This is a genomic window from Mycobacterium europaeum (assembly GCF_002102155.1).
GTDB classification, from domain to species: Bacteria; Actinomycetota; Actinomycetes; order Mycobacteriales; family Mycobacteriaceae; genus Mycobacterium; species Mycobacterium europaeum.
In genome coordinates, this window is the sequence record NZ_LQOU01000032.1 from 131,013 (window position 1) to 155,111 (window position 24,099).

Consider the following 24,099-nt stretch of genomic DNA (forward strand, 5'->3'; position numbering starts at 1 on the left):
ACAGGCTCGTGACACGCGCGCCGGTAAAATTGGTGGCGATCCAATTTCGAGAACTCGAAGGCCAAATGATTCCTAGACTTTTGGTCGGCGTTGCACTCATTCTCGGCGCTGCAAGTTGGTCGGCAGCATCGGCGAACGCCGACCCAAGCCCCTTCAGTACCCTCAGCTGCGCCTGCCAGGAGACGGCTCCGGCGGGCAGCACGACCATGATCGACAAGGTCGACCGGGGAATCCAGCAAGGCCTTTCCGATCCGCCGACCCTCCAGGTCGAGCGCTAAGCTGCGTTCCGCCTCCGCATCCGCCGCTCGATGTAGTGGTAGCGCGCCGCACGGCGCCGGATGCGATACGCGCTTCCGCGGGTGCGGTGCGGCTGCCCGTTGAGGTGCATCGGCTCGCTGTAGAAGAGCAGCTTGCCCAGCTCCACCAGGACCAGATAGCTGACGACGAAGGCGCCCAGCACGGCGAAGAACTGCCACGGCAGCGGCGTGAAGCCCAGGGTGCGGGCCAGCGGCGAGATCGTGAGCCCGGCACCGACGGCGACCACGGTGAGGCTGGTGACGGTGAGCAACACGCTGGCCCTGCTGCGAAAGAACGGCACCATGCGGGTGCGAATGACGAAGATGATCAGCGTCTGCGTCGCGAGCGATTCCACGAACCACCCGGTCCGGAACTCGATCGCGCCGGCGTGCAGCACGCCCAGCATCAACCCGAACGTCAGGAAGTCGAACAGCGAACTGATCGGGCCGAAGATCAGCATGAACCGGCGGATGAACGCGACGTTCCAATGCGAGGGCGCCTGCAACTGCGCCGCGTCGACCCGGTCGGTCGGGATCGCCAGCTGCGAGGTGTCGTAGAGTAGGTTGTTCAGCAGGATCTGGCTGGGCAGCATCGGCAGGAACGGCAACAGAGCGGATGCGGCCGCGGCGCTGAACATGTTCCCGAAATTGCTCGACGTGCCCATCAGCACGTACTTGATGGTGTTGGCGAAGATGCGCCGGCCCTCGGCCACCCCGGTGGCCAACACACCGAGGTCCTTTTCTAAAAGCACCACGTCGGCCGCGTCCTTGGCCACGTCGGTGGCGCTGTCGACCGAGATCCCCACATCGGCGGCGTGCAACGCCAGCGCGTCGTTGACCCCGTCACCCAGGAAGCCGACCGATCGCCCCTTGCGCCGCAGCGCGGTGATCAGCCGTGCCTTCTGCTCGGGGGAGATGCGCGCGAAAATGGTGTGGTTTTGCGCGATGTCGACGAACGCGTCGTCGTCCAACGCGTCCAGCTGCGCGCCGGTGATGGTGCCCTTCGAAACCAAACCCAGGTCGCCGCACACTTTTTCGGCGACCCGAGGATTGTCCCCGGTGGCGATCTTCAGCTCGATGCCCAGGTCGGCCAGCTCGGCCAGCGATTGGCGTGCAGCGATTTTGGGTTCGTCGGCGAAAACTAGGAACCCCGCGAGCGACAGCCCGTATTCGTCCGCCCGGGTGAGCGTCGTCATCCCCGGCGCCGATTTGGTGGCCACGGCCACCACCCGGCGCCCGGCGGCGAACAACGCCGCGAGGGTGTCCTCCGCCGCCGGCGGGATGGCTCGGCATTGGGCCAGCACCTGCTCGGGCGCCCCTTTGACCACCAGCACCCGGTTGCCGTCGTCATCGACCAACACCGACGTCGCCCGACGTTCATGGTCGAACGGCAGAATTGCCACCCGGTGCGCGGCACCGGCCACCAATTCCCGCGCCTGCGGGGACTCCCAGAGCGCGGCGTCGAGCGGATTGGCGCTGGCGCCAGCGGTTTCCGGGTCCACGTCCGAGGCCAGCAGTCCCAGTCGCCGGACCGAGTCGCTGTGCGCACCGGCGGGATCGCACGACTCCACCAAACGGATCCGGCCTTCGGTCAGGGTTCCGGTCTTGTCGGTGATCAGGATGTCGATATCGCCGAGGTCCTCGATGCACACCAACCGCTTGACGAGCACCTTCGCCTTGGCGAGCTGCCGTGACCCGGTCGCCAGGCCGGTGCTGACGACGGCGGGCAGCAGCTGCGGCGTGATCCCGACCGCGATCGCCAGCGAGAACAGCACGGAGTCGATGATCGGCTTGGACAACAGCAGATTGCTGACCAAGATGATCACCATCAGCGCGGCGGCGACTTGCAGCAGCAGGTAGGAGAACCGGCGCAGCCCCACCTGGAAGCTGGTCTCGGGCTGGCGTTCGTCCAAACCCGAAGCGATTCGCCCGAATTCGGCGTTTCTTCCGGTCGCGTACACGACTCCGGTGCCCTCGCCGGCGCTGACGATGGTGCCCATGAAGGCCAGGTCGGTCGCGTCGGCCAGGTCGGTCCCGGGCGGCACCGGATCCGGCGATTTCTCCGATCCGGTCGATTCCCCGGTCAGGATGCTTTCGTTGCATTCCAGACCGCTGACCTCTATCAGCCGCACATCGGCCGGCACGGCCTCCCCCAGCGACAGCCGAATCACGTCGCCCGGTACGAGCGCGGTGACCGCGAGCGCGACGAACTCGCCGTCGCGGCGCACCAGCGCGTTGTGATGCACGCTCGCATGCAGGTCGGCGGCGGCCCGCTCGGCGCGGTATTCGTTGATGAAACCGAGGCCGATGCTGGCCGCCAGGATGATGCCGATGATGACGGCCTGCATGCTGTCGCCCAGGAAGTACGAGACGATCGCGGTACCGGCCAACAGGATGAGCACCGCATTGCGCAGTTGACGACCCAGCACCGCAAGGACATTGACGTGATGGGTGCGCACGGCGTTGGGTCCGTGGCGCGTGAGCCGGGCGGCGGCCTCCGCGCTGGACAACCCGGCGGCCGAGCTGTCCAGCCGGCGCAGCACGTCGTCGACGGGGGCGGCGGCGACCAGCGCCGTGTTCGGGGCCGCGGTATCCGGTAGCAGGTCAGCGGTCATAGCCAGTCCCGTCGTTTGAACATCACGTAGATCACCACCATCAGGACGAATATCAGGCTGGTACTGGCAAGGAAGCCGGCGACGTGGCCGAAGCCCGGGTAGGGGACGTTCTGGCCGTAGAACCCGGTGATCGCGGTGGGGACGGCGATGATGGCCGCCCACCCGGTCAGCTTCTTCATGATGGTGTTCAGCCGGGCGTCCTGAAGGGACAGGTTGGTCTCGAAAATGGTTGTGACCATGTCGCGCAACGACTCTGTCCATTCCGACACGCGAAGCACGTGGTCATACAGGTCGGCGTACAACGGGTCCAGTTCTGGGACGGTGCCGACCTCGTGGCGGTGGTGCTGGATCGAGTTGACGACCTCGCGCATCGGCAGCGCCACCCGCCGCAGCGCCACCAGGTCCCGTCTCATCTGGAATGTCCGGCGCTGAAAGCTCGCCTGGCGCGGCGTGCCGTCGAACAGCTCGTCTTCGATGTCTTCGACGCAGTCGTCCAGGGCCTCCACCGCGGCGAAGTGGCTGTCCACCACGACGTCGAGCAACCCGTGCACCAGGGCGCCCACACCGTACTGCTGGGCGCCGATCTCCTCCCAGCGCCGCGTGACCGCGGCGACGTCGAAGTCCGGAGTCAGGCGCACCGTGATCAATCCGCGGGGAAGCACGAAGGCCGAAATCCGGGCATGGACAGCGTTCGCCGCGGCTCGTCGGCACCTTTGGCCGCAACCCGAACGGCGTAGACGGTGAAGAAGGTGTGCGTCTCGTACGCGGTGGCCTTCACCCGTTCTGCCGCCGCCAAGGCGTCTTCGACCGCCCACGTGTTGAGGCCGAGTTCGGCCGCCAGGTCGCACAACGCGTCGTGGTCCGGGGCGCACAGGTCCACCCAGACCAGGGTGTCGGGCTCGCGCAGGTATCCCGAGATGTCGTCGAACGTGAAGTCTTCCTGCGGCTTACCGTGGCGCCAGACGCGGCCTTGAATGTCCGGTGTGCCCTGCACGACGTTATCTTCCCAGCCCGGCCCGACCGGCGCCGCTCAGTAGGTCGAGATCTCGTCCGGCGTGGGCAGATTGCCGCTGACGATGAATACGACGCGGCGGCCGACCTCCACGGCATGGTCGGCGAAGCGCTCGTAGAAGCGGCCCAGCAACGCCGCGTCCACGGCGAGGGGAATGTTGTCCCGCCAGTCCTCGTCCAGCAGCGTGCTGAACAAGTTCCGGTACAGCTGGTCCATCGCGTCGTCCTGTTCGCGAAGTCGGGCGGCCTGCTGTGGGTCGCGGGAGATCAGCACCTGTTTTGCGCTGTCGCCCAAGGCGATTGCCACCCCAGCCATGTCGGCGAAGCACGCGCGGAGGTCGTCGGGAAGTATCCGGTTCGGGTGTTCGCGCCGGGCGATCTTGGCGATGTGCACCGCCAACGCGCCCATGCGTTCGATGTCGGTGATGATCTGGATGGCGCTGAAAATCGCCCGCAACTCACCGGCGACCGGTTGTTGCAGCGCCAGCAGGGCGAACGCTTCTCGTTCGGTTTCCGCCCGCAGCGCCACCATGCGGTCGTGCTCACGGATAACCTGTTCGGCTGCGTCGAGGTCGGCCTCCAACAGGGCGTCGGTGGCGCGCCGCATGGCTTCGTTGGCCAGGCCGCACATCTCGCCGAGCTGGACGGTCAACTCGGCCAGCTGGCGGTGATATACGCTTCGCATAGCGCAACGGTGGCCAACGCGAGAGCATTTGACAAGGGACGAAAGCCCCCCGAAAAGGGCCTGAATGACTTTTCCCGCGCGCGTTACCGCCCGTTAAGCTGCCGCTGTCACCCTTGCCGCACCGGGGCGACCTGTAGACACACACCACCCGAGCCCGGAGAACACGGTGAGCACACGACGCAGCCTGCCCGGCCTGGGCTTGCTGACGGCGCCGTTGCGCGTCGCCGCGGTCGGCACCGAGCTGGCGGCCGGCACCGCCCTGCTGGGCGGGCATGTCGCGGCGAGCGTGGGCCGGTCCCTGGTGCAGGCCACCCCGGACGTTCCCGCACTGACCCGTGCCGCGGCGGGCGCGGTGATCGAGGCGGTGGGTGGCCCGCCGGCCCGGCGCGTCAGCGGCAACGGGCCGAGGCGCTGGATCGAGGTGCGCGGCCTCGACGGCACACACGGACCGGCGATCGCCACCGACGTGTTGGCGGCCGTCCGGGCGATGCCCGGGGTGCGCCAGGCCTACCTCAACCGCGCGCTGGCGCGGGTGGTGGTGACCGTGGCCGACGATGGGCCCTCGGCGGCCGCGCTGTGCCGGAGCGTCGCCGACGCGGAACGACGCGGCGGAAGGCGCGCGGGCAGGGCCCTGCCGGCCAGCCTCCCGGGCGACGACGCGCTGCTGATGGGCCGGATGGTGGCGGCCACGGCCGCCTCGGTGGGCCTTGGCCTTTCGTTGACCGGCAGTCTGCTGCGGCTGCCCCGGCTCCCCGACCTGGTGGCCGTGCCGCCGACCGTGGCCGACCACCTGCCGCGGCTGCGCCGCGAGTTGGAGCGACGCCTCGGGCCCGACGGCACCGATGTGCTGTTCGGCATCGTCAACGCCACCTCCGCGGCGCTGACGCTGTCGCCCACGGCGGCGGCCGCCGAGGCCGCCACCCGCACCATGCTGGCGGCAGAGGCGTGGAACGGCAGGCTGGCCTGGGTCCGGCACGAGCCCGGGTTGGCCGACCGGCCGGTGTCCGACGACGCCACCCCGGCCCCCGTCGGCAACCCGGCTCCGCCGGACGGGCTCGCGGAACGCTACGCCAACCGCGCCGGCCTGGCCGGCGTCGGCGTCGCCGCCGCGGTCGGCCTGCTCACCCGCAACCCCGACGCGGCCGGCGCCGCCGCGCTGGCCGCCGTCCCCAAACCCTTGCGCACCGTGCGGGAAGCGTTCGGCTGCACGATGAACCGCGGCCTGTCCAGCCGCCACGACGCGTTGGTGCTGCGCCCCCGGGTGTTGCGGACGCTGGACCGGATTGACGCGATCATGGTCGACCCCCGAGCGCTGTACACCGACGAACTGACGGTCAGTCGCGTGCTCGGAGTGGAGAATTCCGCACGCGCCCGCGCCTGGGAAGCGGTTCGCGCCGCACTCGACAACGACGGTCTGCAGCCCGGATGGCACCGACTGGCCGACATCGCCGGGGCGGGCAACGTCGGCGAGGCGCTCATCAGCCCGGTCCGGGATCCGCTCGCGGCGGCGGTGCTCACCGAGGCGCGGCGGTCACAACCGCGCGTCTATTCCCTCGACGACGACGGATTGCGCTCCCTGGCACAGGGTTTCGACCAGCTTTATCCCGCAGCCGAGCCGGGCGGATCGATCGACCACGCGGTGGCGGCGGCCGTGGCGGAGCTGAAGGCCGCGGGGAACACCGTGGCGCTGCTGACGACGTCGGACATGCGGGCCGCCCACCGCTCCGACGTGACGATCGGCCTGCTGCGGCCGGGACATTCCCCGCCCTGGGCGGCCGACGTGATCGCGAACGACTTGACGGGGGCCTGGCGCCTGTTGCACGCGCTGCCCGCCGCGCGCGCGGCCACCGACGGTGCCGTCCGGTTGTCCGCCTCCGCGTCGGCGATCGGCGCGTTGATGCTAATTCCCGGTGTGCCCGGGCGCAGTTCGGCCTCCGTCAATGTCGGCATGGCGGCCAGCCTGTGGTTCGGGTACCGGGCGGCCGTCAAGACCCTCCGGGATCCGCTGCCGGAGCCCGAAACCAGCCACGACTGGCACGCGTTGCCGGTCGCCGAGGTGCAGCGGCTGTTGCCCCGCCCCACCGACGACGAGGCCCGCGAGGAGGCGGCCGCGTGGTGGCAGCAGGTGCCGCCGGTTCGCGCGCTGCACGACGCGGGCGCGGCGTCGTGGGGGACCATCCGCGATTTCTTCGACGAGATGCGCGGTGACCTGGCGGACCCGATCACCCCGCTGCTGGCCACCGGTGCGGCGGCCAGCGCGCTGCTCGGCTCCCCGCTGGACGCGGTGCTGGTCGGCAGCGTGCTGTTGGTCAACGCCGCCTTGTCGGCCGAGCAGCAGCTGCACGCCGAACGCACCCTGGATCGCCTGCTGGCCGTGCAGGATCCGCCGGCGAGGCGGCGGGTGGGCCCGCTGGACGCGCAGCGCCGCGAGAAGGTGCCGACCAAGCGGCTGCGGCTGGGCGACATCATCGAAGTCCACGCCGACGAGGTGGTCCCCGCGGACGCCCGACTGCTGCACGCCTCGAACGTGGAGGTCGACGAGTCGACGCTGACCGGCGAATCGCTGCCGGTGGCCAAGCAGACCGAACCCACGCCGGGAGCCCCGCTGGCCGAACGGACCTGCATGCTCTACGCCGGCACGACGGTGGTCGCGGGCACGGCGGTGGCCGTGGTGACCGCCGTGGGATCGCGGTCGGAGATGCGCCGGGCGCTGGCGATGGCGCCCAGGAAACTGCAGGAGATCGGGCTGCAGCGGCAGTTGCGGCACATCACCCGCCGGGCCTTGCCGTTCAGTGTGGCCAGCGGCGCCCTGGTGGGACTGCTCAGCATGGCGCGGGGCACCGGGTTGCGCGAGGCGGTATCCAGCGCGGTCACCCTCGTCGTCGCCGCGATCCCCGAGGGCCTGCCGCTGGTGGCGACGCTGGCCCAGCTGGCCGCCGCGCGCCGGCTCACCGGCGAATCGGTGCTGATCCGCAACCCCCACTCGGTGGAGGCGCTGGCCCGGCTGGACGTGGTGTGCTTCGACAAGACCGGGACGCTGAGCGAAAACCGGCTGAAGGTCAAGGCGGTGCGCCCGATGACGGGCCACCCCCCCGGTGTCGTGCTGGATGCGGCGTTGAGCACCAGCTATGCCCGGCACAGCCACCGTGTCGACCACGCCACCGACGATGCGATACAGCGGGCCGCCGACGATCCGGCGCTTCGCGGCGACGGCTCCGAGCCGCAGCGGCTGACCCGCGACGCGTTCCTGCCGTTCCAGTCCGGCCGACCGTTCGCGGCCGCACTGGTCGGCACCCGGCTGACCATCAAGGGCTCACCCGAGGTTCTCGCCTCGGCGTTGCTGCACGACGGCCACGCCCTGACGCGGCAGGTCGACGAGATGGCGGCCAACGGCTTACGGGTGCTGGCGGTGGCCGAGCGGGAACTCAGCTCCGACGACGCGGCGGCCGCGGCGGCCGATCCCGACCGCCTGGAGGCCTTGTGCGCCTCCGGGCTCACCCCGATCGGCCTGCTCGGGCTCGCCGACACCCCGCGGCCCGCCGCCCGCGCGGTGCTGAAGGAACTCGACGAGCGCGGCATCGGCGTCCGGTTGATCACGGGTGATCACCCGGCGACAGCGGCCGTGATCGCCCAGGAGATGGGCCTCGACGTCACGGCCGATCAGGTGATGACCGGCAGCGACTGGGAGGCGCTGTCCGCCGACGGGCGGGCCGCCGCGGCGGCGTCGCGGGTGGTCTTCGCGCGGATGACGCCGGAGCACAAGATCGGCGTCGTGCAGACCCTCGAGCGGGCCGGGCTGGTGACCGCGATGGTCGGCGACGGCGTCAACGACGCCGCCGCGATCCGGGCGGCCAGCGTGGGCATCGGCGTGGCGGCGCGTGGCAGCGACGCGGCCCGCACGGCGGCCGACGTGGTCTTGCTCGATGAGCGGATCGAGGGGCTGCTCGACGCCCTCGACGAGGGCGAGCAGCTGTGGCGGCGGGTGCAATCGGCGGTGTCGATGCTGTTGGGCGGCAACCTCGGGGAGGTGTGCTTCGCCCTGCTGACCACCATCCTGACCGGGCGTTCGGTGCTCAATGCCCGCCAGATGCTGTTGGTCAACATGCTGACCGACGCGCTACCGGCCGCCGCATTGGCCGTCAGCCCGCAGGTGGGCTCCGCCGACGTCGACCGCGACGAGGCGGCGATGTGGCGGGCGATCGGGATCCGCGGGGCCGCGACCACCATCGGCGCCACGGCGGGCTGGGCGATGGCCAGCGTGACCGGCCCGCCGCGCCGCGCGGCGACGGTCGCCCTGGTTTCGTTGGTGGGTGCGCAACTCACCCAGACCCTGGTCGACTCGCGCGCGCCACTGGTGGTGTTGACGTCGGTCGGCTCGTTGGGCGCACTCGCGGTGGTGATCAGCACCCCGGGCCTCAGCCAGCTGTTCGGTTGCACGCCGCTGGACCCGTTGGCCTGGGGGCAGGGCCTGCTGGCCGCGGCGGCGGCCAGCTCCTTGTCCGCCGTCGCGCCCGATCTGATGTTGCGCGCATCACACAGCGTGCAGCGGCGTTGGCTCGGCGTCGAGTCGGCGGCTGATCCCGAAAGGGCACAAAGTCACACCCCTTCGGTGCGGCGGACCCTGTCGGGTTCCGACCGCCCCGACGACGATTGAGCCGTGCAAATGGAAAATCGCTTAGAACTCAAGCCTTATCGGTCCGTATCGGAGCACATCGACGGTGCCTGGTGGCCGCGGACCGCGAACCTGGTCGACGAGTTACCGGACTTGCTGGCGTCGGTGTCCGAGCGGCTCGGCCCGGTCGTGATGGTGGGCTACCGCCGCAACGGCTGGCAAGAGACGCCTCCGCTGGCCGAGATCGGCGGCCACACGATCGAACTGCTAGCCTTCACCAGCGACGAACCGGCCAGCGTCATCCTGATCGGGGAGGATGGCCACCACCTCACACTGCACGTCATCCGCCCCGACGCCGGCGAAGACGTCGCCCGTGAAGCGCTGGAACAGGTGCGGGTCCCCGCCGAAGACGCGGTGCCGCAACAGCCCCGCTGGACGGTGGCGCGGTCGGTGGCCGACGTCGCCGAGAAGCTGGCCCGCCACGAAGGGCTCGACGACGAGGAACGGACCGCCCAGATCAAGCGGTGGTCCGAGGAGGCCGCCGCGCAGTTCGTCGACGCACCCGTCCAGACCTTCGTGCCTGTCCTCGTCGAACACATCGTCCGCAACCGCATGATCGAGTCCCGCAGGGAAGCCGCCTCGCCGCTCCCGGCGAGCCACGCCTGACCGGCTGAGCGCGCTCGGTGGACGCCGCACTGCTCGACCCCGACCCCGCGCTCCTCGACGCCGCAGCCGTCGTCGAAATGCTGCGCACCGACCCCCAAACGGGATTGACCGCGACGGAAGCCGCCCGGCGGCTCGTCGTCGTGGGCGCCAACGACATCGAGAGCGTCCCCCCGGCGCCGGCCTACCGGAGACTGCTGGTGCAGTTCCGCAGCCCGCTGATCTACCTGCTGCTGGCCGCGCTGGTCGCATCGCTTGCGGTCTGGGCGGTCGAGGGGGCCGGCGGCTGGCCCGTCGACGCGGTGGTGATCGCGGTCATCCTCGTCCTCAACGCGCTGTTGGGGTACGCACAGGAAGCCCGCGCCGAGCGGGCGGTCGGCGCGCTCGCGCGGATGGCCGCGACCTCCGCCACCGTCATCCGCGACGGCGCGCGTTGCATCGTGCCCGCGGCCGCGGTCGTCCCGGGCGACGTGCTGCTGCTCGCCGAGGGCGATGCCGTTGCGGCCGATGCCAGGCTGCTCTCGTCGCCGGGGCTGGAGGTGTCCGAGGCGGCGCTGACGGGGCTGAGCGAACCCGTGCTCAAAGATGCCCGGACGCTACCCGAGCCGGCGGCGCTCGGGGACAGGGCGGACATGGTGTTCAAAGGCACCGCGGTCACTAGGGGCGCCGGGCGGGCGGTGGTGACCGCCACCGGGATGGCGACCCAGACGGGTCAGATCGCCGGCCTGGTGCGCACCGTCGACCACGAGCCGACGCCGCTGCAGCGTGAGGTGGCCCGGGCCAGCCGGCTGCTGGGGATCGCCGTGCTGGTGATCGCGGTGCTGGTGATCGCGACGATCTTCGTGGTCTTCGGCATCCACAGCGCCCACGACCTGGTGACGGCCGTGCTCCTGGGCGTCTCGCTGGCCGTGGCGGCCGTGCCCGAAGGCCTGCCCGCCATCATGTCGGTTGTACTCGCCCTGGGCATGCGGCGGATGGCCGGTCAGAACGCCGTCGTCAAGGAGCTGGCCTCCGCCGAGACCCTGGGTTCGGCGTCGGTGGTGTGTTCGGGCAAGACGGGCACTCTCACGACCGGGGAGATGACCATCGTGCGGGTCGTCACCCCCCTTGGGGAGGAGGTGCGGGTCACCGGCGCCGGATATCGCCCCGAGGGTCGCCTCGAGCGTGACGGCGCGCCGCTGGGTGAGGGCGACGCCCTGTGGCGTCAGGCCGCCCTGGTGCTGGACGGGGGCGCCGCCACGGGCCGGGATGCCGCCCTCGAGGCGCACGACGGCCGGTGGACGATCCGGGGGGATCCCGTCGACGCGGCCTTCCTGGTGGCCCACGGGAAGCTCGGCGACGGGCCCCGCCCGACTCCGGCCGACGTGACGACGGGCGACCCCGACGAGGTGCTCGGCCGCTGCACGCACCTACAGGCCGGTGATCGGCTTGTTCCGCTCGACGACTCGGCACGGGCCACGATCCGGGGCGATGCCGAGCGGCTGGCGCTCGATGCCCTGCACACTGTGGCGGTCGCCTGCCGGTCCGGCGGGCACCTGGTGTACCTGGGCATGGTGGGGATCACCGACCCGCCCCGTCCGGAGGTGGCGGCGGCGATCGCCGAGGCGCGCCGCGCCGGTGTGCGGGTCGTGATGATCACCGGCGACCATCCGCGGGCGGCGGCGCGCATCGCCCGGAAGCTGGGTATCGAAGACAGCGAGTCTGCCGTGTCCGGCGCGCAACTGGCCACCCTGGACGACGAGCAGCTCCGGGAAGCGGTTCGTCTGCACTCGCAGTACACCCAGGTCGATCCGGCGGAGAAACAACGCATCATCTACGCCCTTCAGGCCGACCATGAAATCGTCGCCGTCACCGGCGAGGGGATCAACGACGCGCCCGCGCTGAAATCGGCCGACATCGGCATCGCCATGGGCCGCTCCGGCACCGAGGTCGCCAAGGAAGCGGCGAACATGATCCTCGCCGACGACAACTTCGCATCCATCGTCCAGGCGATCCGCGAGGGCCGGGGGATCTTCTCGAACATCAAGAAGTCGCTACGCTACCTGCTGTCCTCCAACATGGGCGAGATCTTCACCGTCTTCTTCGGCGTCGTGCTGGCCGGGGCGATCGGCCTGTCGCAGGGCGACACCTTCGCGCTGCCGCTGCTGGCCACGCAGATTCTGTGGATCAACCTGCTGACCGACGGCGCCCCGGCGCTGGCGCTGGGCGTGGACCCACACACCGAGGATGTCATGAGCCGGCCGCCGCGCTCGGTGTCGGACCGGGTGATCGACGGGCGGATGTGGAACAACATCATCGTGATCGGCGCCGCCGTGGCGGCCGCCACGCTCGTTACCATCCACCTCTACGCACCCGGCGGCACCCTCCCGTCGTCGCTGGACACGGCCCGCACGGCGGGCTTCACCGTGCTGGTGATCGCGCAGCTGATCAACGCCATCAACGCCCGCTCGGAGACCCGGTCCGCGTTCCACCGCTTCTTCGCCAACCGGTGGTTGTGGGCGGCGATCGGGCTGTCGGCCCTGCTGCAGGTCGCCGTCGTTCAGCTGCCCGTCCTCAACACGGCCTTCACCACCACCCCCCTGTCGCTGAGCCAGTGGCTGGTCTGCATCGCCGTGGCCAGCACGGTCCTGTGGGTCAGCGAAATCCGCAAACTCATCCTGCGCCGGTGGACATCACGGCGGTGATCGCCTCGCTGTCGGCCGGGCCGGGCAGGCCCCAGCCGGGCCGGTAGCCCAGCAACTCGTCGACCGGCACCGTCTTCATGTCGATGTCGAGAAGTTCGATGGCGTCCAGCGGGACCAGCGCCGGATGGACGTAGCCGCAGGTGCGGGCCAGTTGCAGCAGTTCGAACCGCAGGGTGGCCAGGTAGTTGGCGCAGCGCACCGCCTTCAGGTCCGGGTCGAGGCCGTGCTGCAGCCAGGGCGACTGGGTGGCCACGCCCGACGGGCAGCGGCCGGTGTGGCAGCGCTGCGCCTGGATGCAGCCGATGGAGAACATGGCGGTCCGGCCGACGTTGACCATGTCGCAGCCGGCGGCCAGGGCCAGCAGCGCGTTCTCCGGGATGCCCAGCTTGCCCGAGCCGACGAAGACCACGTCGTGGTGCAATCCCCGTTCGGCGAAGGCCCGGTAGACCCGGGGGAAGGCCCACTTGAAGGGCAGGGCGACGTGGTCGCTGAAGACGAGCGGGGCCGCGCCGGTGCCGCCCTCGCCACCGTCGACGGTCACGAAGTCGACGCCCGTGCCGGTGGCGGCCATCCGCGCGGCGAGGTCGAGCCAGAACCGCCCCTCCCCCACCGCCGACTTGATGCCGACCGGCAGGCCCGTCTCGGCGGCGATGGTCTCCACGAGTTCCAGCAGCCCGTCGACATCGCCGAACGCGGAGTGTCCCGAGGGGCTCCGGCAGTCCACCCCGGCCGGTACGCCGCGGATCGCGGCGATCTCGGAGGTGACCTTGACGCCCGGCAGCACCCCGCCCAGGCCGGGCTTGGCGCCCTGGCTGAGCTTGATCTCGATGGCGCGGATGGACGGCGTGGCCGCCACCCGGTCCGCCAGCCGGGGCAGGCTGAACCGGCCGTCGTCGTCGCGGCAGCCGAAGTAGCCGGTGCCGATCTGCCAGACCAGGTCGCCGCCGTTCAGGTGATACGGCGACACCCCGCCCTCGCCGGTGGTGTGCAGCGCGCCGGCCAGCGCCGCGCCCTTGTTCAGGGCGGTGACGGCCGCGCCGCCGAGCGCGCCGAAGCTCATCCCGGAGATGTTGACCAGCGACGACGGGCGGAAGGCCTTGGCTCGGCCCCGCGCGGCGCCGAGCACCTTGGCCGCCGGCAACGGCACCGCCGGGTCCGGATGCTCGGCCTCGCCGGCGGGCGCCGCGACGGGGAACGCGGCGTGCTTGACGATGGGGTAGTTGTGCACCCGCTCCAGGTCGTTGTCGGTGCCGAAGCCGAAGTACCGGTTGGCCAGCTTCGACGAGGTGTACACCCAGCGGCGCTGGTCGCGGCTGAACGGGCGCTCGGCGTCGTTGTCGGTGACGATGTACTGGCGCAACTCGGGGCCCACCGCTTCCAGCAGGAACCGCAGGTGTCCGACGATCGGGTAGTTGCGCAGGATGGCGTGGCGGCGCTGCAGCAGGTCCCACCCCGTCAGGCCGGCCAGGCTGCCGCCGATCAGCGCGGCCACCGCTCGCCGCGTCAAGAATCGAAGTCCGCGTAGACGCCCAGCAGGTCGCGGGCCGAGACGATGCCGACGAGCGCGCCGTCGCGCTCCACCAGCACGTGCCGGATGTAGCGGTCCATCATCCGGGCGGCGACCTGGTCCACCGAGGCTTCGGCGTCACACCACACCAGTTTGGTGCTGGCCACCTCGGAGACCGGAGCGGTCGCGGGGTTGCGTCCGGCCGCCACGGCCCGCACGATGTCGCGTTCGCTCACCAGCGCGGTCGGCCGCGGCTCGTCGCCGACCGCGATCGCTCCCACGTCGCAGGTCACCATGGCCCTGGCCACGTCGGCGATCGTGGCGTCGGCGGGGACCCGGGCGACCGGGTCGCCGGTGATGGTGTGAATGGGCAGGGAACCGGCGGAGAGACTCTCAGTCACGTCATCATGCTGACCGGGACGAGCCGCCCCCTGCTAGTGACCTGAGTCCCCAATCCGCGTCCATCCGGCCCTAGCCATCGCCGCGATCTCGGGGAAGGCTGACAGGCATGGATGCCAGGGCGCGGGAGCGGCGGATGTGGCCCGCCCAATGGGTCGAGCCCACCCTGGCCGCGGTGACCGCCCTGGCGCTGGCGGCCGGCGGGACCGCCTGGCTGGTCGGTGCGCGCCGGCTGGCCGACGGCTGCTGGATCGCAGGCACGGTGGTAGCGGTCATCCCCGCGGTGGTGTGGGTGCTCGCCGCGCTGCGGCGGGGCCGGTTCGGGGTCGATCTGATCGCGGTGCTGTCGCTGGTCGGCACCCTGCTGGTGGGCGAATATCTCGCCGGGGCGTTGATCGCGGTGATGCTGGCCGGCGGGCGTGCCCTGGAGTCCGCGGCCGAACGCCGCGCGTCCCACGACCTGCGGGCGCTGCTGGAGCATGCGCCCCGGTTCGCCCGCCGCCGCGTCGACTCGGCGGTGGACGTCATCGCGCTGGAGGACGTGACGATCCACGATCTGCTGGTGGTCGGCCCGGGGGAGGTGGTGCCCGTCGACGGGCGCATTTCCAGTCCGGTCGCGGTACTGGACGAGTCGGTCCTGACCGGCGAACCGCTGCAGGTCGAGCGCAGCGCCGGCGAATCCGTGCGCAGCGGGGTGGTCAACGCGGGCAGCGCGTTCGAGATGCAGGCCGCGGCCACCGCGGCCGACAGCACGTACGCCCAGATCGTGCGCCTGGCCGCGGAGGCCGGGGCGGAGAACGCGCCGGTGGTGCGGCTGGCCGACCGGTATGCGGCGTGGTTCCTGCCGTTGACGCTCCTGGTGGCCGGTGCGGCATGGCTGGCCACCGGCTCACCGGTGCGGGCGGTGGCCGTGCTGGTGGTGGCGACGCCGTGCCCGCTGTTGCTGGCCGCACCGGTCGCCATCGTGTCGGGGCTGTCGCGGGCGTCGCGGCGCGGGGTGGTGATCCGCGGCGGCGGCGCTCTGGAAAACCTCGGCCAAGCAACCACTTTGGTGATGGACAAGACCGGCACCCTGACCATGGGGCGCCCGGTGGTCATCGACGTCGCCGCCGCCCCCGGGCGCGACGCGATCGCGATCCTGCGGATGGCGGCCTCGGTGGACCAGATGTCCCCGCATGTGCTGGCCGAGGCGATCGTCACCGCCGCGCGGGACCGCGATCTGCAGCTGTCGCTTCCCACCGAGGTGGTCGAGGAACCCGGCCGCGGCGTCACCGCCACCCTGGACGGTCACCGGGTGCACGTCGGCAAACTCGCGCACGACATCGCGAACACCGAATGGGCCAGGGCGGTGGTCAATCGCGCCCTGCTCGACGGCGCCGCCATCGCCTGGGTCTGCGTCGACGGGCGGCCCACGGGCGCGGTGCTGCTGCGCGACCCGCTGCGTCGCCACGCCCCGCGCACCCTGCGCCGGTTACGCGAGGCGGGGCTGAACCGATTGGTCATGCTCACCGGGGACCGCACCGAGCCGGCCCGCGAGGTCGCGGCCGTCCTGGGATTGGACGACGTGTACGCCGAACAAAGCCCGGCCGACAAGGTGGCCGCCGTCCGCGTCGAGAAGGACCGCGCGGTGACCGTGATGGTGGGCGACGGGGTCAACGACGCCCCCGCGCTGGCGGCGGCCAGCGTCGGCGTGGCGATGGGCGCCCGCGGCGCCACCGCATCCTCGGAGGCGGCCGCCATCGTCTTGACCACCGACCGACTGGAGCGGCTCGCCGATGCGATGGACATCGCCCGGTGGTCACGGCGCATCGCCGTGCAGAGCGCGGTCGTCGGCATGGCCCTGTCGCTGGCCGCGATGGCCGTCGCCGCCGTGGGGTGGCTGCCACCGGCCGTCGGTGCGCTGGTGCAGGAGGGCATCGACGTCGCCGTGATCCTCAACGCGCTGCGCGCCCTGCGCGGCAATCCCGACATCGAGGTCGATCTGCCCGCGACCACCGAGCAGCTGTTGCGGCGCTTCGACGCCGAACACGACGAGCTGCGCGACGCCGTGGATCTGTTGCGCGGCGCCGCCGACCGGCTGGCCGACGGGGCCGATCAGCCGGCGATGGAAGCGGTCCGCCACGCCCACACGGTGCTCACCGAGCGGATCATCCCGCACGAACGCGCCGAGGAGTCGGAGCTCTATCCGGCGCTGGCATATCCGCTGGGCACCAGCGAAGCGACCGCGCCGATGAGCCGGACCCATGCCGAGATCCAGCGACTCTCCGACCGGATCGGCGCGCACCTGGCGTTGGCCCAAAGCGGCGGAGGGATCGGCCCCGACCAGGTCGACGACCTGCTCGCGTGCCTCTACGGGCTGCACGCCCTGCTGCGCCTGCATTTCCTGCAGGAGGAGGAGAGCTACTTCACCCTGGCCGAGGACGAGCCCGCTCCGGCACGGTCGGAGAGCCGTCAGGCCTTGGGGCACAAGCTATCCCGCTGACGGCGGTCGCTTCATGACCGTGCCGGGAAGCTCCGCGCCGATCTCGATGTCGTCGTAATCCCGGCCTTCGCCGCGGCCATTTTTGGCACCCAGCGGCGGCCGCATCGGGGCCACCGGGATCGCGGGCGGCTGCGCTGCGCCCGGTGGAAGCGGGGACACCGCCGAGACCAGCTGCACCGGCGGCTGGACGCCGGACAGCATCCCCACCGTCGCGGGCGGCATGCTCAGCTTGCCCACCAAGACGGAGACCCCCAGCGTGCCGCGCGGTGCCAGCAACGAATTGGCGGAGCCGAGGGCGCTCACAAACCTGGCCTCCGCGGAGGCCAACGCGGCCGAGCCCTCCGCCAGGCCCTGCCCGATGTCGGTGCTGACCCCCTGAAGCGCCTGGGCGGCGGTGACCTGCGCGATGTAGCTGAGCAGGTTGACGGGGAGACCTCCCGCGATGATCTGGTTGCCCCACGTGCTGAAATACCCGAACCAGCCCTTGTTGGGGTCGAACGGGGTGACGCCGAGCGCGTCGAGCACCGACCCGGTGCCGGTGGTCGACGAGCTGGTCAGCGCGTTCGCGGTGGGTGCGATCGGGGCCTGCAGGGACACCGCCGAGGGGTTGGCCACCTGCGGCGGTGACGAGAGCTGGGACAGCTTGACGGCGTTCAGTGACGTCGCGCCGTACCGGTACATCGCGGTGGAGTTGTTCACCCACATGGCGTCGTACTCCGCCTCAGTCTCGGCGATCGCCGGAGCGTTGACGCCGAAGAAATTGGTGGCCAGCAGCAGCGCCAACCGCGCCCGGTTGGCCGCCACGACGGAGGGATGCACCACCGTCCAGTGGGTCAATTCGAATGCGGCGGTGACGATTTCCACCGACGTGGCGATTTCCTGGCACTGCACCGCGGTGGCGCGCAGCCAGGCGAGGTAGGGCTCGAACGCCTGGGCCATGGCCAGCGCGGACGGGCCGCGCCAGGTCGCCGTCGTCGACGCCAACTCCGAGGCATAGCTGCTTGCCGCCGCCTCCAGCGCGGCGCCGAGCTCATGCCACGCGCCGGCGGCGTCAATCATCGACCAGGCGCCGGGTCCGGCGTGGATCAGCGCCGAGGTGATCTCGGGCGGCAGCAGCCCGAAATCGATCACGGGTCACCCGACCGGACAGGGCGCGCGGGTGGCGTCGCGCGGGCGCGATACAGGGCTCGCGCCGCCATTGACCTATCCGGCGGCGAAATGCGGCTTCCGGAGTGGTGAGGAACCATCGTCGCTCCTCATCCGCCGCTGGGGGGTCGGTGAATCACCTTCTTCGGGAGTTCCGCCCCGTATTCCTGATCCTCGAACTTCTGCTGTTTGCGCTTGCGCCAGCCGCTGCCCGCCGAGTTCGTCGCCGGCGCCATCATCGGCATCAGCGGCATCCCGGTCAGCCCCGCGTCGGCCGGCAGGGGCGACACCGACGAGGCCAGCTGCACCGGCGTCTGCGTCGCCGGGAGCAGCCCCACCACCGCGGGCGGGGCGGTCAGCTTGCCCAGCGAAACCCCGACCCCCATCGCGGCCGCGGGTGCGCCGCCCGGAGCGGCCGAGATCGCGCCGGCCAGCCGGGTCATCGACGCCGCCAGCGCCCCCTCGCCCTCCGAGAGCCCGAGGCCGATGTCGCTGCCCACGCCCTGCAGAGCCTGGGCGGACGTGTTCTGCGCCAGGTAGCTCAGCATGTTGATCGGGAACCCCGACGAGATGAACTGGTTGCCCCAGGTGCTGAAGTAGCTGAACCAACCCGCGTTCGGGTCGAACGGGGTGGCGCCGAGCTGGTTGATGGCGTTCCCCGTGGTGCCCACCGTGGTGAGCAACGAATTGGACACCGCGGCGTTCTGGTTGACCGCGGCCGTCGGGCTGCTGATGGTCAGCGGCGAATTGAATTGAGACAGCTGGCCCGTCGCCTGTGAGGAGGTGGCCTGGTACCGGGTCATGGCCGCCGAGTTGTTCGCCCACATGGTCTGGTATTCGTCTTGGGTCGCGGCGATCGCCGCGGTGTTCTGCCCGAAGCGGTTGGTGGCCAGCAGCTGCGCGAGCCGCGTCCGGTTGACGGCCACCACCGCCGGATGGACCACCGCCGCGCGGACGGCGGTGAAGGCCACCGCGGCGGATTCCGCCGAGGCGGCCGTTTGCTGGGCCTGCTGGGCGGTCTCGCGCAGCCAGATGAGGTAGGGCTGGACGGCCTGGAGCATCGCCATCGAGGAGGGGCCGTTCCACGACTCGATCAACGACGAAAGAGCGGACGCATACACGGCAACCGAGTTCTCCAGCTCGACGGCCAAGTTCTGCCACGCGCCGGCGGCCTCGATCAGCGAACCCGCTCCCGGCCCGGAGTGGATTAGCGTCGAGGTGACCTCAGGCGGCGCGAATAAGTCCATCACATCTCACCTTGTCTATGCCGAGTACGCGGCCGGTAAATTACGCTTACCAGGTTGCAAACTGCCCGGAAATAATGGGCGTTCACCCCCCAGGGTGGCCCCCAGATCCTTCCGCGTCGAGTCCCGGACGGGACGAACGATATACCCCTGCCGTTAGGGTAACCAAAGCATTAACCCGGTGGGCCCGTTCCAGGCAGCCGATCAGCCCCCGCGACGGCTCTTTCAGACGGTCACCGCGGCGCCGCGGGCCGGCCGGCAGCCGGGTCCCGCCCAGGTGCGGCACGCCGACGTCGATGGGGTCGAACCGCGCCGGGATCTCGTTGAGTTCCTCGACGAGCAGGGTGTCGCCGGAGATGTAGAGCCGGCGCCCCGGCGATCCGTCGTCGGCGGCGACGTCAGGGTGAGGCTGGTGCCGCCCTGGGTGATCTTGTGCTGTCCCCACGTCGGCCGGCGATGACCTCCCGGCCATCGCTACCGATCCAAAAGCCGGCAGGAAAGCGGTAGCGTCACTGGTTGCTGGCTGGGTTGTCGACGGCACTGCCACCGCAAGCACTCGGCACCGCCCAGCCGTGGGGTGACGGGAGGCAAGCATGAAGCTCGGCATCGTTGGAGGGATCGTCGGAGGATTGGCCGCCCTGCTGATGGCCGCGGGGCTGATCGCCGCCGCGCCGCCGGCCGGCGCCGGCTGCCAGTACGGCGGACCCGTCCTCAGCAAGTGCGATGGACCCGTCCAGCCGGACGGCACGTGGCAGCGGTGCGTCGCGGTGGCCCGATTGATTCCCAACGGCGCCAGCTCCTACCTGGTGCCCGACGGGCACTGCGACACGATGGGTCCCGACCATCCCCCTTCGGATTTCACCTTCGCCGACCCGCCGACGCACATCGACGGCTGAGGCCGGCAACGACTCCACACCCGTGGCTCAGGCGGGGCCCGGCCGTCAAAACGGTGGTGGGTCATCGGGGTCGATGGGTGGGGCGGGTCTGAAGTAGTTGGGGTGGCTGCTTTTCGGGCGGCGCGGGTTTGGCGGTTGTGGTGGCGTTCGGTGGCTATGCGGGTGGCGCGGTCTTGGGCGCGGGTGCGGTTCCTCGCGCCAGCCCCACTAGGTTTTGAGTAAATGATGACTGTCGGCCTGGTTCGCGCATTTCGCTTGGTTGTTGGCCGGGCTCGCCGCGGCCGTGGTGCTCGGCCCCAACTTCCCTCGCCGATCACCGCGGTGTCTGGCTCGGTTGATCATCTAATAGCGTTCATCCGTTGTTCACCTGACAGAATCACTGGCCTTCTTCTGGGTTCGCAGCTGTAGCTCAGCGAAACTGCTTGCTCCTCAAGACGGTTCACTTTGGTGTTCGTCTACGTCCCACCGCTGCAGACCCTGCTGGGAACCGCCGCATTACCGGCTACCGACCTGTTGCTACTGCTGCCGTATCCCTTTGTTGCCTGGGGCGCCGACGAGCTATGGCGCTACCTGTTGCGGCGCTCCGAATCGAGGCGGCAGCAAAAAGCAGCGTGCATCTGATACCCAGCGCTGCAACACACTTCGAGGCTTCCCGGGACACGCCGATGCCCTCGGTCAGAGCCGCCGAAGGGCACAAGGTCCCACCCGTGTCGGTGCGATCGGCCCTGTTGTCGTCGGGTCGCGCCGCCAAGAATGCAAGGGTGTGCCCCACCGGGCCAGGTCACAGATCAATCGGAGCGGTCCTCATGAATAGATCCCGACCAGCATCAAGCACGGCCGCACCCCGGCCTGCCACGCAGATTCTGTTAACCAAACTGCTGGACCAGCCCTTGGTCGATCCTGACCGACACGCCGCCGGGGATGTGGCCGATGTGGTCGCGGAGCGTCGCAATGGCCGCGACTTGGTGATCACCGGATTGGTCGCCCGGATCGACGGTCGGCAAGTGTTCGTGCCGATGACGCGGCTGACGCTGCTTGAGGACGCCATTGTCGTCGACACCAACGCCGGATTCGATGAGCCCTACCAACGGCGCCCTTCGGAGCTGCTGCTGGTCACCGATGTGCTCGGACGCCGCCTGCTCGATGCGCGGATCGGTAAGTTGGTGCGCGCCCGCGACATCGACCTGATGCTGTTGCACGGTCGCTGGACGGTCGCCTGGGTTGACGTGCAGTGGGGCGGCTGGTGGCATCACCTGACTGGCCGACTCAATCACTACCGTGCGCACCGCAGGTGGGACGCACTCGAACCGCTCACCACCACCGAAGACGGCCCGACGGTAGGTCATTTCGGTGCCGGGATGGCCCGGCTGAAGGCCGCCGAAGTAGCCGATCTACTCGAAAACGCATCAACCGCAGAGACAAACGACATTCTCGGCGACTTGGCCAACAATCCCGAACTGGAAGCCGAAGTGTTCGAAGAACTTGACGACGATCACATCACGAAGCTGTTGGAACTGCGCGACGATGCCGACATCGCCGCGTTGCTGACACGCATGAGCGCCGACACCGCCGCTGACGCGATCGCCACGTTGTCCCGCGACCGACTGGTCCACGTACTGGATCTGCTGCAGGCCCACGATCGGGTCAAATTATCGATGCTGCTGGGCTACAACCCCACTACTGCCGGGGGCCTGATGGGAGTCGACTTCCTCACCGCGCCAGGAAGTGCCGACGCCAAACATGTCCTGGCAAGCGTCTCCGACGCTACCGGGATGGAACCGCAGGCACTGAGCAACGTGTACCTGGTCGACGGACAGGGCCGGTTGACCGGCGCGGTTACCCTGCCACAGCTGGTGCAGGCCACACCCGGCACCCCCGTCGACAAACTGGCCGACCATGACCCGATAAAGATCACCCCCGACGCCGACGCCGAGGACGCCGCCCTGCTGATGAGCGACCACAATCTCATCAGCTTGCCGGTCGTGGATCCGCAGGGCCGCATGATCGGGTTGATCACCGTCGATGACGTCCTGGAAACCACAATCCCCATCGATTGGCGGCGCCGCGGCAGCGGATGGTCACCGCAGGTACTGGAAACCGATGACGCCGCAGCGAGACCGGACGAGAAGCCGTGACATGGCGCATCCGCCAGCACGGTCGGCAAAGCAACCTGTACGCCCACCACGCCGACAGCACTCCCCGAAGTCAGTCTCCAAAACCACACAGGCTCAAGAGCCGATCCTGAACGGACAACCCGTCGATATCGACAGCACTGACATCGAAGGTGCGCTCGGGCGGGTCCGCGTTGCCCAATACAGCCAAGACGGCAGACACGGTCTTAAACGACGTCTGCTGACCTTTCTGGCGATTATGGGCCCCGGCCTGATCGTCATGATCGGTGACAACGACGCCGGCGGTGTGGCCACCTATGCGCAGGCCGGCCAGAACTATGGCTACAGCCTGCTGTGGACGATGACGCTGCTGCTCCCAGTGTTGATCGTCATCCAGGAGATGGTGGTGCGCTTGGCTGCGGTGACCCAGATCGGCCATGCCGTACTAGTCACCCAACGCTTCGGCCGCTTTTGGGGCTGGTTTTCTTCCGGCGATCTATTCGTGCTGAACTTCCTCACTCTGGTCACCGAATTCATCGGGGTCGCTTTAGCGTTGGAGTATTTCCACATCAGCCGCACGGTCTCGGTGCCGATTTCCGCCGCGGCTTTGATCGCGATCACCGTGACCGGAAGCTTCCGCCGCTGGGAGCGTGCCATGTTCGCGTTCCTGGTCATCAACGTGCTGTTGGTACCGCTGCTGTGGTTGTCGCACCCGGACTATCGACAGGTCGCACGCGGCATCCTGGTGCCCGGTGTGCAGGGCGGGGTGTCTTCGGATGCGGTGTTGCTGATCATCGCCATCATCGGCACCACCGTGGCACCCTGGCAGCTGTTCTTCCAGCACGGCAATGTCATCGACAAGCGCATCACCCCGCGATTCCTGAACTACGAACGCGCCGACAACATCGTCGGGTCTATCATCACCCAGCTCGGTACCGTCGTGTTCATGGTCGCCGGGGCCGTCGCGGTGGCCGGCACACCGCTGGCAGGAAAATTCACCGACGCGCTCGGTGTCGCCTGCGCGCTCTCGGCGCACAGCCATTTCCTCGCAACGTGTTTCGCGGTCCTATTACTGGACGCCGGTATCGTCGGCGCGGCCGCGGTCACGCTGTCTTCCAGCTATGCCTTCGGTGACATCTTCGGGGTGCACCACTCACTGCACCGCCGTTTCAGCGAAGCCAAGCCCTTCTACATCACCTACACGTTGCTGGTGATCCTCGCCGCGGCGCTGGTGCTGATACCGCACGCCGCGCTCGGACTGATCACCATGGCGGTACAGGCGCTCGCCGGAGTCTTGCTTCCCGCGGCGTGCGCCTTCCTGCTGCTGCTGTGCAACGACCGCCCGCTACTGGGGCCCTGGGTCAACCCGCGCTGGCTGAACATCCTGAGCAGCATCATCATTGGAGGCCTGCTGGTGCTGTCGTGCACGCTGATGATCACCACGATCTTCCCCGCCACCGACACAACCGCCGTGCTGGCGGGGATCAGCTTCGCACTAATCATCGGGTCGGCAGTCGGGTTCACCACGCTGCGCCTCACCAGCCGCTCATCGCCGGCGGGCGCGAAGCTCCCGCCCGTCGACCGATCCCAGCGGCCGGTGTGGCGCACCCCGCCGCTTGCCACCCTGCCGCCCTATCGCTGGTCACCGAGCCTCCGGCTCGCCATGGTCGTGCTTCGCGGCTATCTGATCGTGTGCGTGGCGCTACTGGTCATCAAGGTCGTGCAACTCAGCCACACCTGAGCAGCCG

Annotated in this window: 15 protein-coding genes and 2 pseudogenes; 9 read left to right on the plus strand and 8 right to left on the minus strand. The window is 69.7% G+C overall.

Annotation, left to right across the window (positions count from 1 at the left end; genetic code table 11):
- Positions 1–8: 8 nt before the first annotated feature.
- Positions 9–278 (plus strand): hypothetical protein, encoded by a 270-nt coding sequence (locus AWC03_RS16020; protein WP_244275367.1) that lies wholly within the window; start codon positions 9–11, stop codon positions 276–278.
- Here the strand turns inward: AWC03_RS16020 and mgtA are convergent.
- The 3 genes and pseudogenes from mgtA to phoU form a co-directional block, all read right to left on the minus strand.
- Positions 275–2,911, minus strand: coding sequence for a magnesium-translocating P-type ATPase (mgtA, locus tag AWC03_RS16025; protein WP_085241700.1), 2,637 nt, complete (start codon positions 2,909–2,911; stop codon positions 275–277). The two genes, AWC03_RS16020 and mgtA, sit on opposite strands and share 4 nt — an antisense overlap.
- Positions 2,908–3,905, minus strand: a pseudogene (locus tag AWC03_RS16030) (magnesium transporter CorA family protein). The gene mgtA and the pseudogene AWC03_RS16030 overlap by 4 nt, the downstream one beginning before the upstream one ends.
- 36 nt (positions 3,906–3,941) lie before the next feature.
- Positions 3,942–4,607 carry a phosphate signaling complex protein PhoU gene (phoU, locus tag AWC03_RS16035; protein WP_085241701.1) on the minus strand — a complete coding sequence of 222 codons (666 nt, stop codon included), beginning with the start codon at positions 4,605–4,607 and terminating at the stop codon, positions 3,942–3,944.
- A 166-nt stretch (positions 4,608–4,773) separates the two neighbouring features.
- Between phoU and AWC03_RS16040 the strand changes: the two genes are divergently transcribed.
- From AWC03_RS16040 to AWC03_RS16050, 3 genes are read left to right on the plus strand one after another with little or no spacing between them, the layout of a single operon-like run.
- Complete coding sequence (locus tag AWC03_RS16040; RefSeq protein ID WP_085241702.1) at positions 4,774–9,261, plus strand: cation-translocating P-type ATPase; 4,488 nt, start codon at positions 4,774–4,776, stop codon at positions 9,259–9,261.
- Positions 9,262–9,270: 9 nt separating this feature from the next.
- Positions 9,271–9,885, plus strand: coding sequence for a DUF5994 family protein (locus AWC03_RS16045; RefSeq protein WP_244275365.1), 615 nt, complete (start codon positions 9,271–9,273; stop codon positions 9,883–9,885).
- 17 nt (positions 9,886–9,902) lie between these two features.
- A complete protein-coding gene (locus AWC03_RS16050; RefSeq protein ID WP_085241704.1) occupies positions 9,903–12,566 on the plus strand; it encodes a cation-translocating P-type ATPase in 2,664 nt (887 codons plus the stop codon).
- Here AWC03_RS16050 and AWC03_RS16055 read toward each other — a convergent pair.
- The gene (locus tag AWC03_RS16055; protein WP_085241705.1) at positions 12,535–14,073 is read right to left on the minus strand and encodes an FMN-binding glutamate synthase family protein; all 1,539 of its coding nucleotides are present in this window, start codon (positions 14,071–14,073) and stop codon (positions 12,535–12,537) included. The genes AWC03_RS16050 and AWC03_RS16055 overlap by 32 nt on opposite strands.
- Positions 14,070–14,474, minus strand: a complete 405-nt coding sequence (locus tag AWC03_RS16060) for a CBS domain-containing protein (protein WP_085241706.1) — start codon at positions 14,472–14,474, stop codon at positions 14,070–14,072. The genes AWC03_RS16055 and AWC03_RS16060 overlap by 4 nt, the downstream gene beginning before the upstream one ends.
- Positions 14,475–14,581: 107 nt before the next feature.
- Here AWC03_RS16060 and AWC03_RS16065 point away from each other — a divergent pair, with 107 nt between their 5' ends.
- Positions 14,582–16,954 carry a heavy metal translocating P-type ATPase gene (locus AWC03_RS16065; RefSeq protein ID WP_085241707.1) on the plus strand — a complete coding sequence of 791 codons (2,373 nt, stop codon included), beginning with the start codon at positions 14,582–14,584 and terminating at the stop codon, positions 16,952–16,954.
- Here AWC03_RS16065 and AWC03_RS16070 read toward each other — a convergent pair.
- The 3 genes and pseudogenes from AWC03_RS16070 to AWC03_RS28240 form a co-directional block, all read right to left on the minus strand.
- Positions 16,943–18,082, minus strand: a complete 1,140-nt coding sequence (locus tag AWC03_RS16070; protein ID WP_085241777.1) for a PPE family protein — start codon at positions 18,080–18,082, stop codon at positions 16,943–16,945. The two genes, AWC03_RS16065 and AWC03_RS16070, sit on opposite strands and share 12 nt — an antisense overlap.
- 128 nt (positions 18,083–18,210) lie before the next feature.
- Complete coding sequence (locus AWC03_RS16075) at positions 18,211–19,347, minus strand: PPE family protein (RefSeq protein ID WP_085241708.1); 1,137 nt, start codon at positions 19,345–19,347, stop codon at positions 18,211–18,213.
- Positions 19,348–19,588: 241 nt separating this feature from the next.
- Positions 19,589–19,791, minus strand: a pseudogene (locus tag AWC03_RS28240) (MBL fold metallo-hydrolase); the annotation flags it as partial.
- Positions 19,792–19,937: 146 nt separating this feature from the next.
- On the opposite strand from AWC03_RS28240, the gene AWC03_RS16085 reads away from it, so the two are divergent.
- The 4 genes from AWC03_RS16085 (at position 19,938) to AWC03_RS16095 (ending at position 24,092) form a co-directional block, all read left to right on the plus strand.
- Complete coding sequence (locus AWC03_RS16085) at positions 19,938–20,240, plus strand: CDGP domain-containing protein (RefSeq protein ID WP_085241709.1); 303 nt, start codon at positions 19,938–19,940, stop codon at positions 20,238–20,240.
- A gap of 447 nt (positions 20,241–20,687) precedes the next feature.
- The gene (locus AWC03_RS27000; RefSeq protein ID WP_249025894.1) at positions 20,688–20,861 is read left to right on the plus strand and encodes a cation-translocating P-type ATPase C-terminal domain-containing protein; all 174 of its coding nucleotides are present in this window, start codon (positions 20,688–20,690) and stop codon (positions 20,859–20,861) included.
- Between the two features lie 737 nt (positions 20,862–21,598).
- Complete coding sequence (locus AWC03_RS27920) at positions 21,599–22,375, plus strand: CBS domain-containing protein (RefSeq protein WP_249025897.1); 777 nt, start codon at positions 21,599–21,601, stop codon at positions 22,373–22,375.
- Positions 22,263–24,092 carry an NRAMP family divalent metal transporter gene (locus tag AWC03_RS16095; RefSeq protein WP_249025895.1) on the plus strand — a complete coding sequence of 610 codons (1,830 nt, stop codon included), beginning with the start codon at positions 22,263–22,265 and terminating at the stop codon, positions 24,090–24,092. Before AWC03_RS27920 ends, AWC03_RS16095 begins: the two co-directional genes overlap by 113 nt.
- Positions 24,093–24,099: the final 7 nt, after the last annotated feature.

What these genes read in the sequence shown, in the direction of transcription:
- AWC03_RS16095 (WP_249025895.1), top strand. Translation starts at nt 22,263, where the DNA reads ATGACGTCCTGGAAACCACAATCCCCATCGATTGGCGGCGCCGCGGCA.
- phoU (WP_085241701.1), bottom strand. Translation starts at nt 4,607, where the DNA reads ATGCGAAGCGTATATCACCGCCAGCTGGCCGAGTTGACCGTCCAGCTC.
- AWC03_RS16085 (WP_085241709.1), top strand. Translation starts at nt 19,938, where the DNA reads ATGAAGCTCGGCATCGTTGGAGGGATCGTCGGAGGATTGGCCGCCCTG.
- AWC03_RS16045 (WP_244275365.1), top strand. Translation starts at nt 9,271, where the DNA reads ATGGAAAATCGCTTAGAACTCAAGCCTTATCGGTCCGTATCGGAGCAC.
- AWC03_RS16065 (WP_085241707.1), top strand. Translation starts at nt 14,582, where the DNA reads ATGGATGCCAGGGCGCGGGAGCGGCGGATGTGGCCCGCCCAATGGGTC.
- AWC03_RS16075 (WP_085241708.1), bottom strand. Translation starts at nt 19,347, where the DNA reads ATGGACTTATTCGCGCCGCCTGAGGTCACCTCGACGCTAATCCACTCC.
- AWC03_RS27920 (WP_249025897.1), top strand. Translation starts at nt 21,599, where the DNA reads ATGGCCCGGCTGAAGGCCGCCGAAGTAGCCGATCTACTCGAAAACGCA.
- mgtA (WP_085241700.1), bottom strand. Translation starts at nt 2,911, where the DNA reads ATGACCGCTGACCTGCTACCGGATACCGCGGCCCCGAACACGGCGCTG.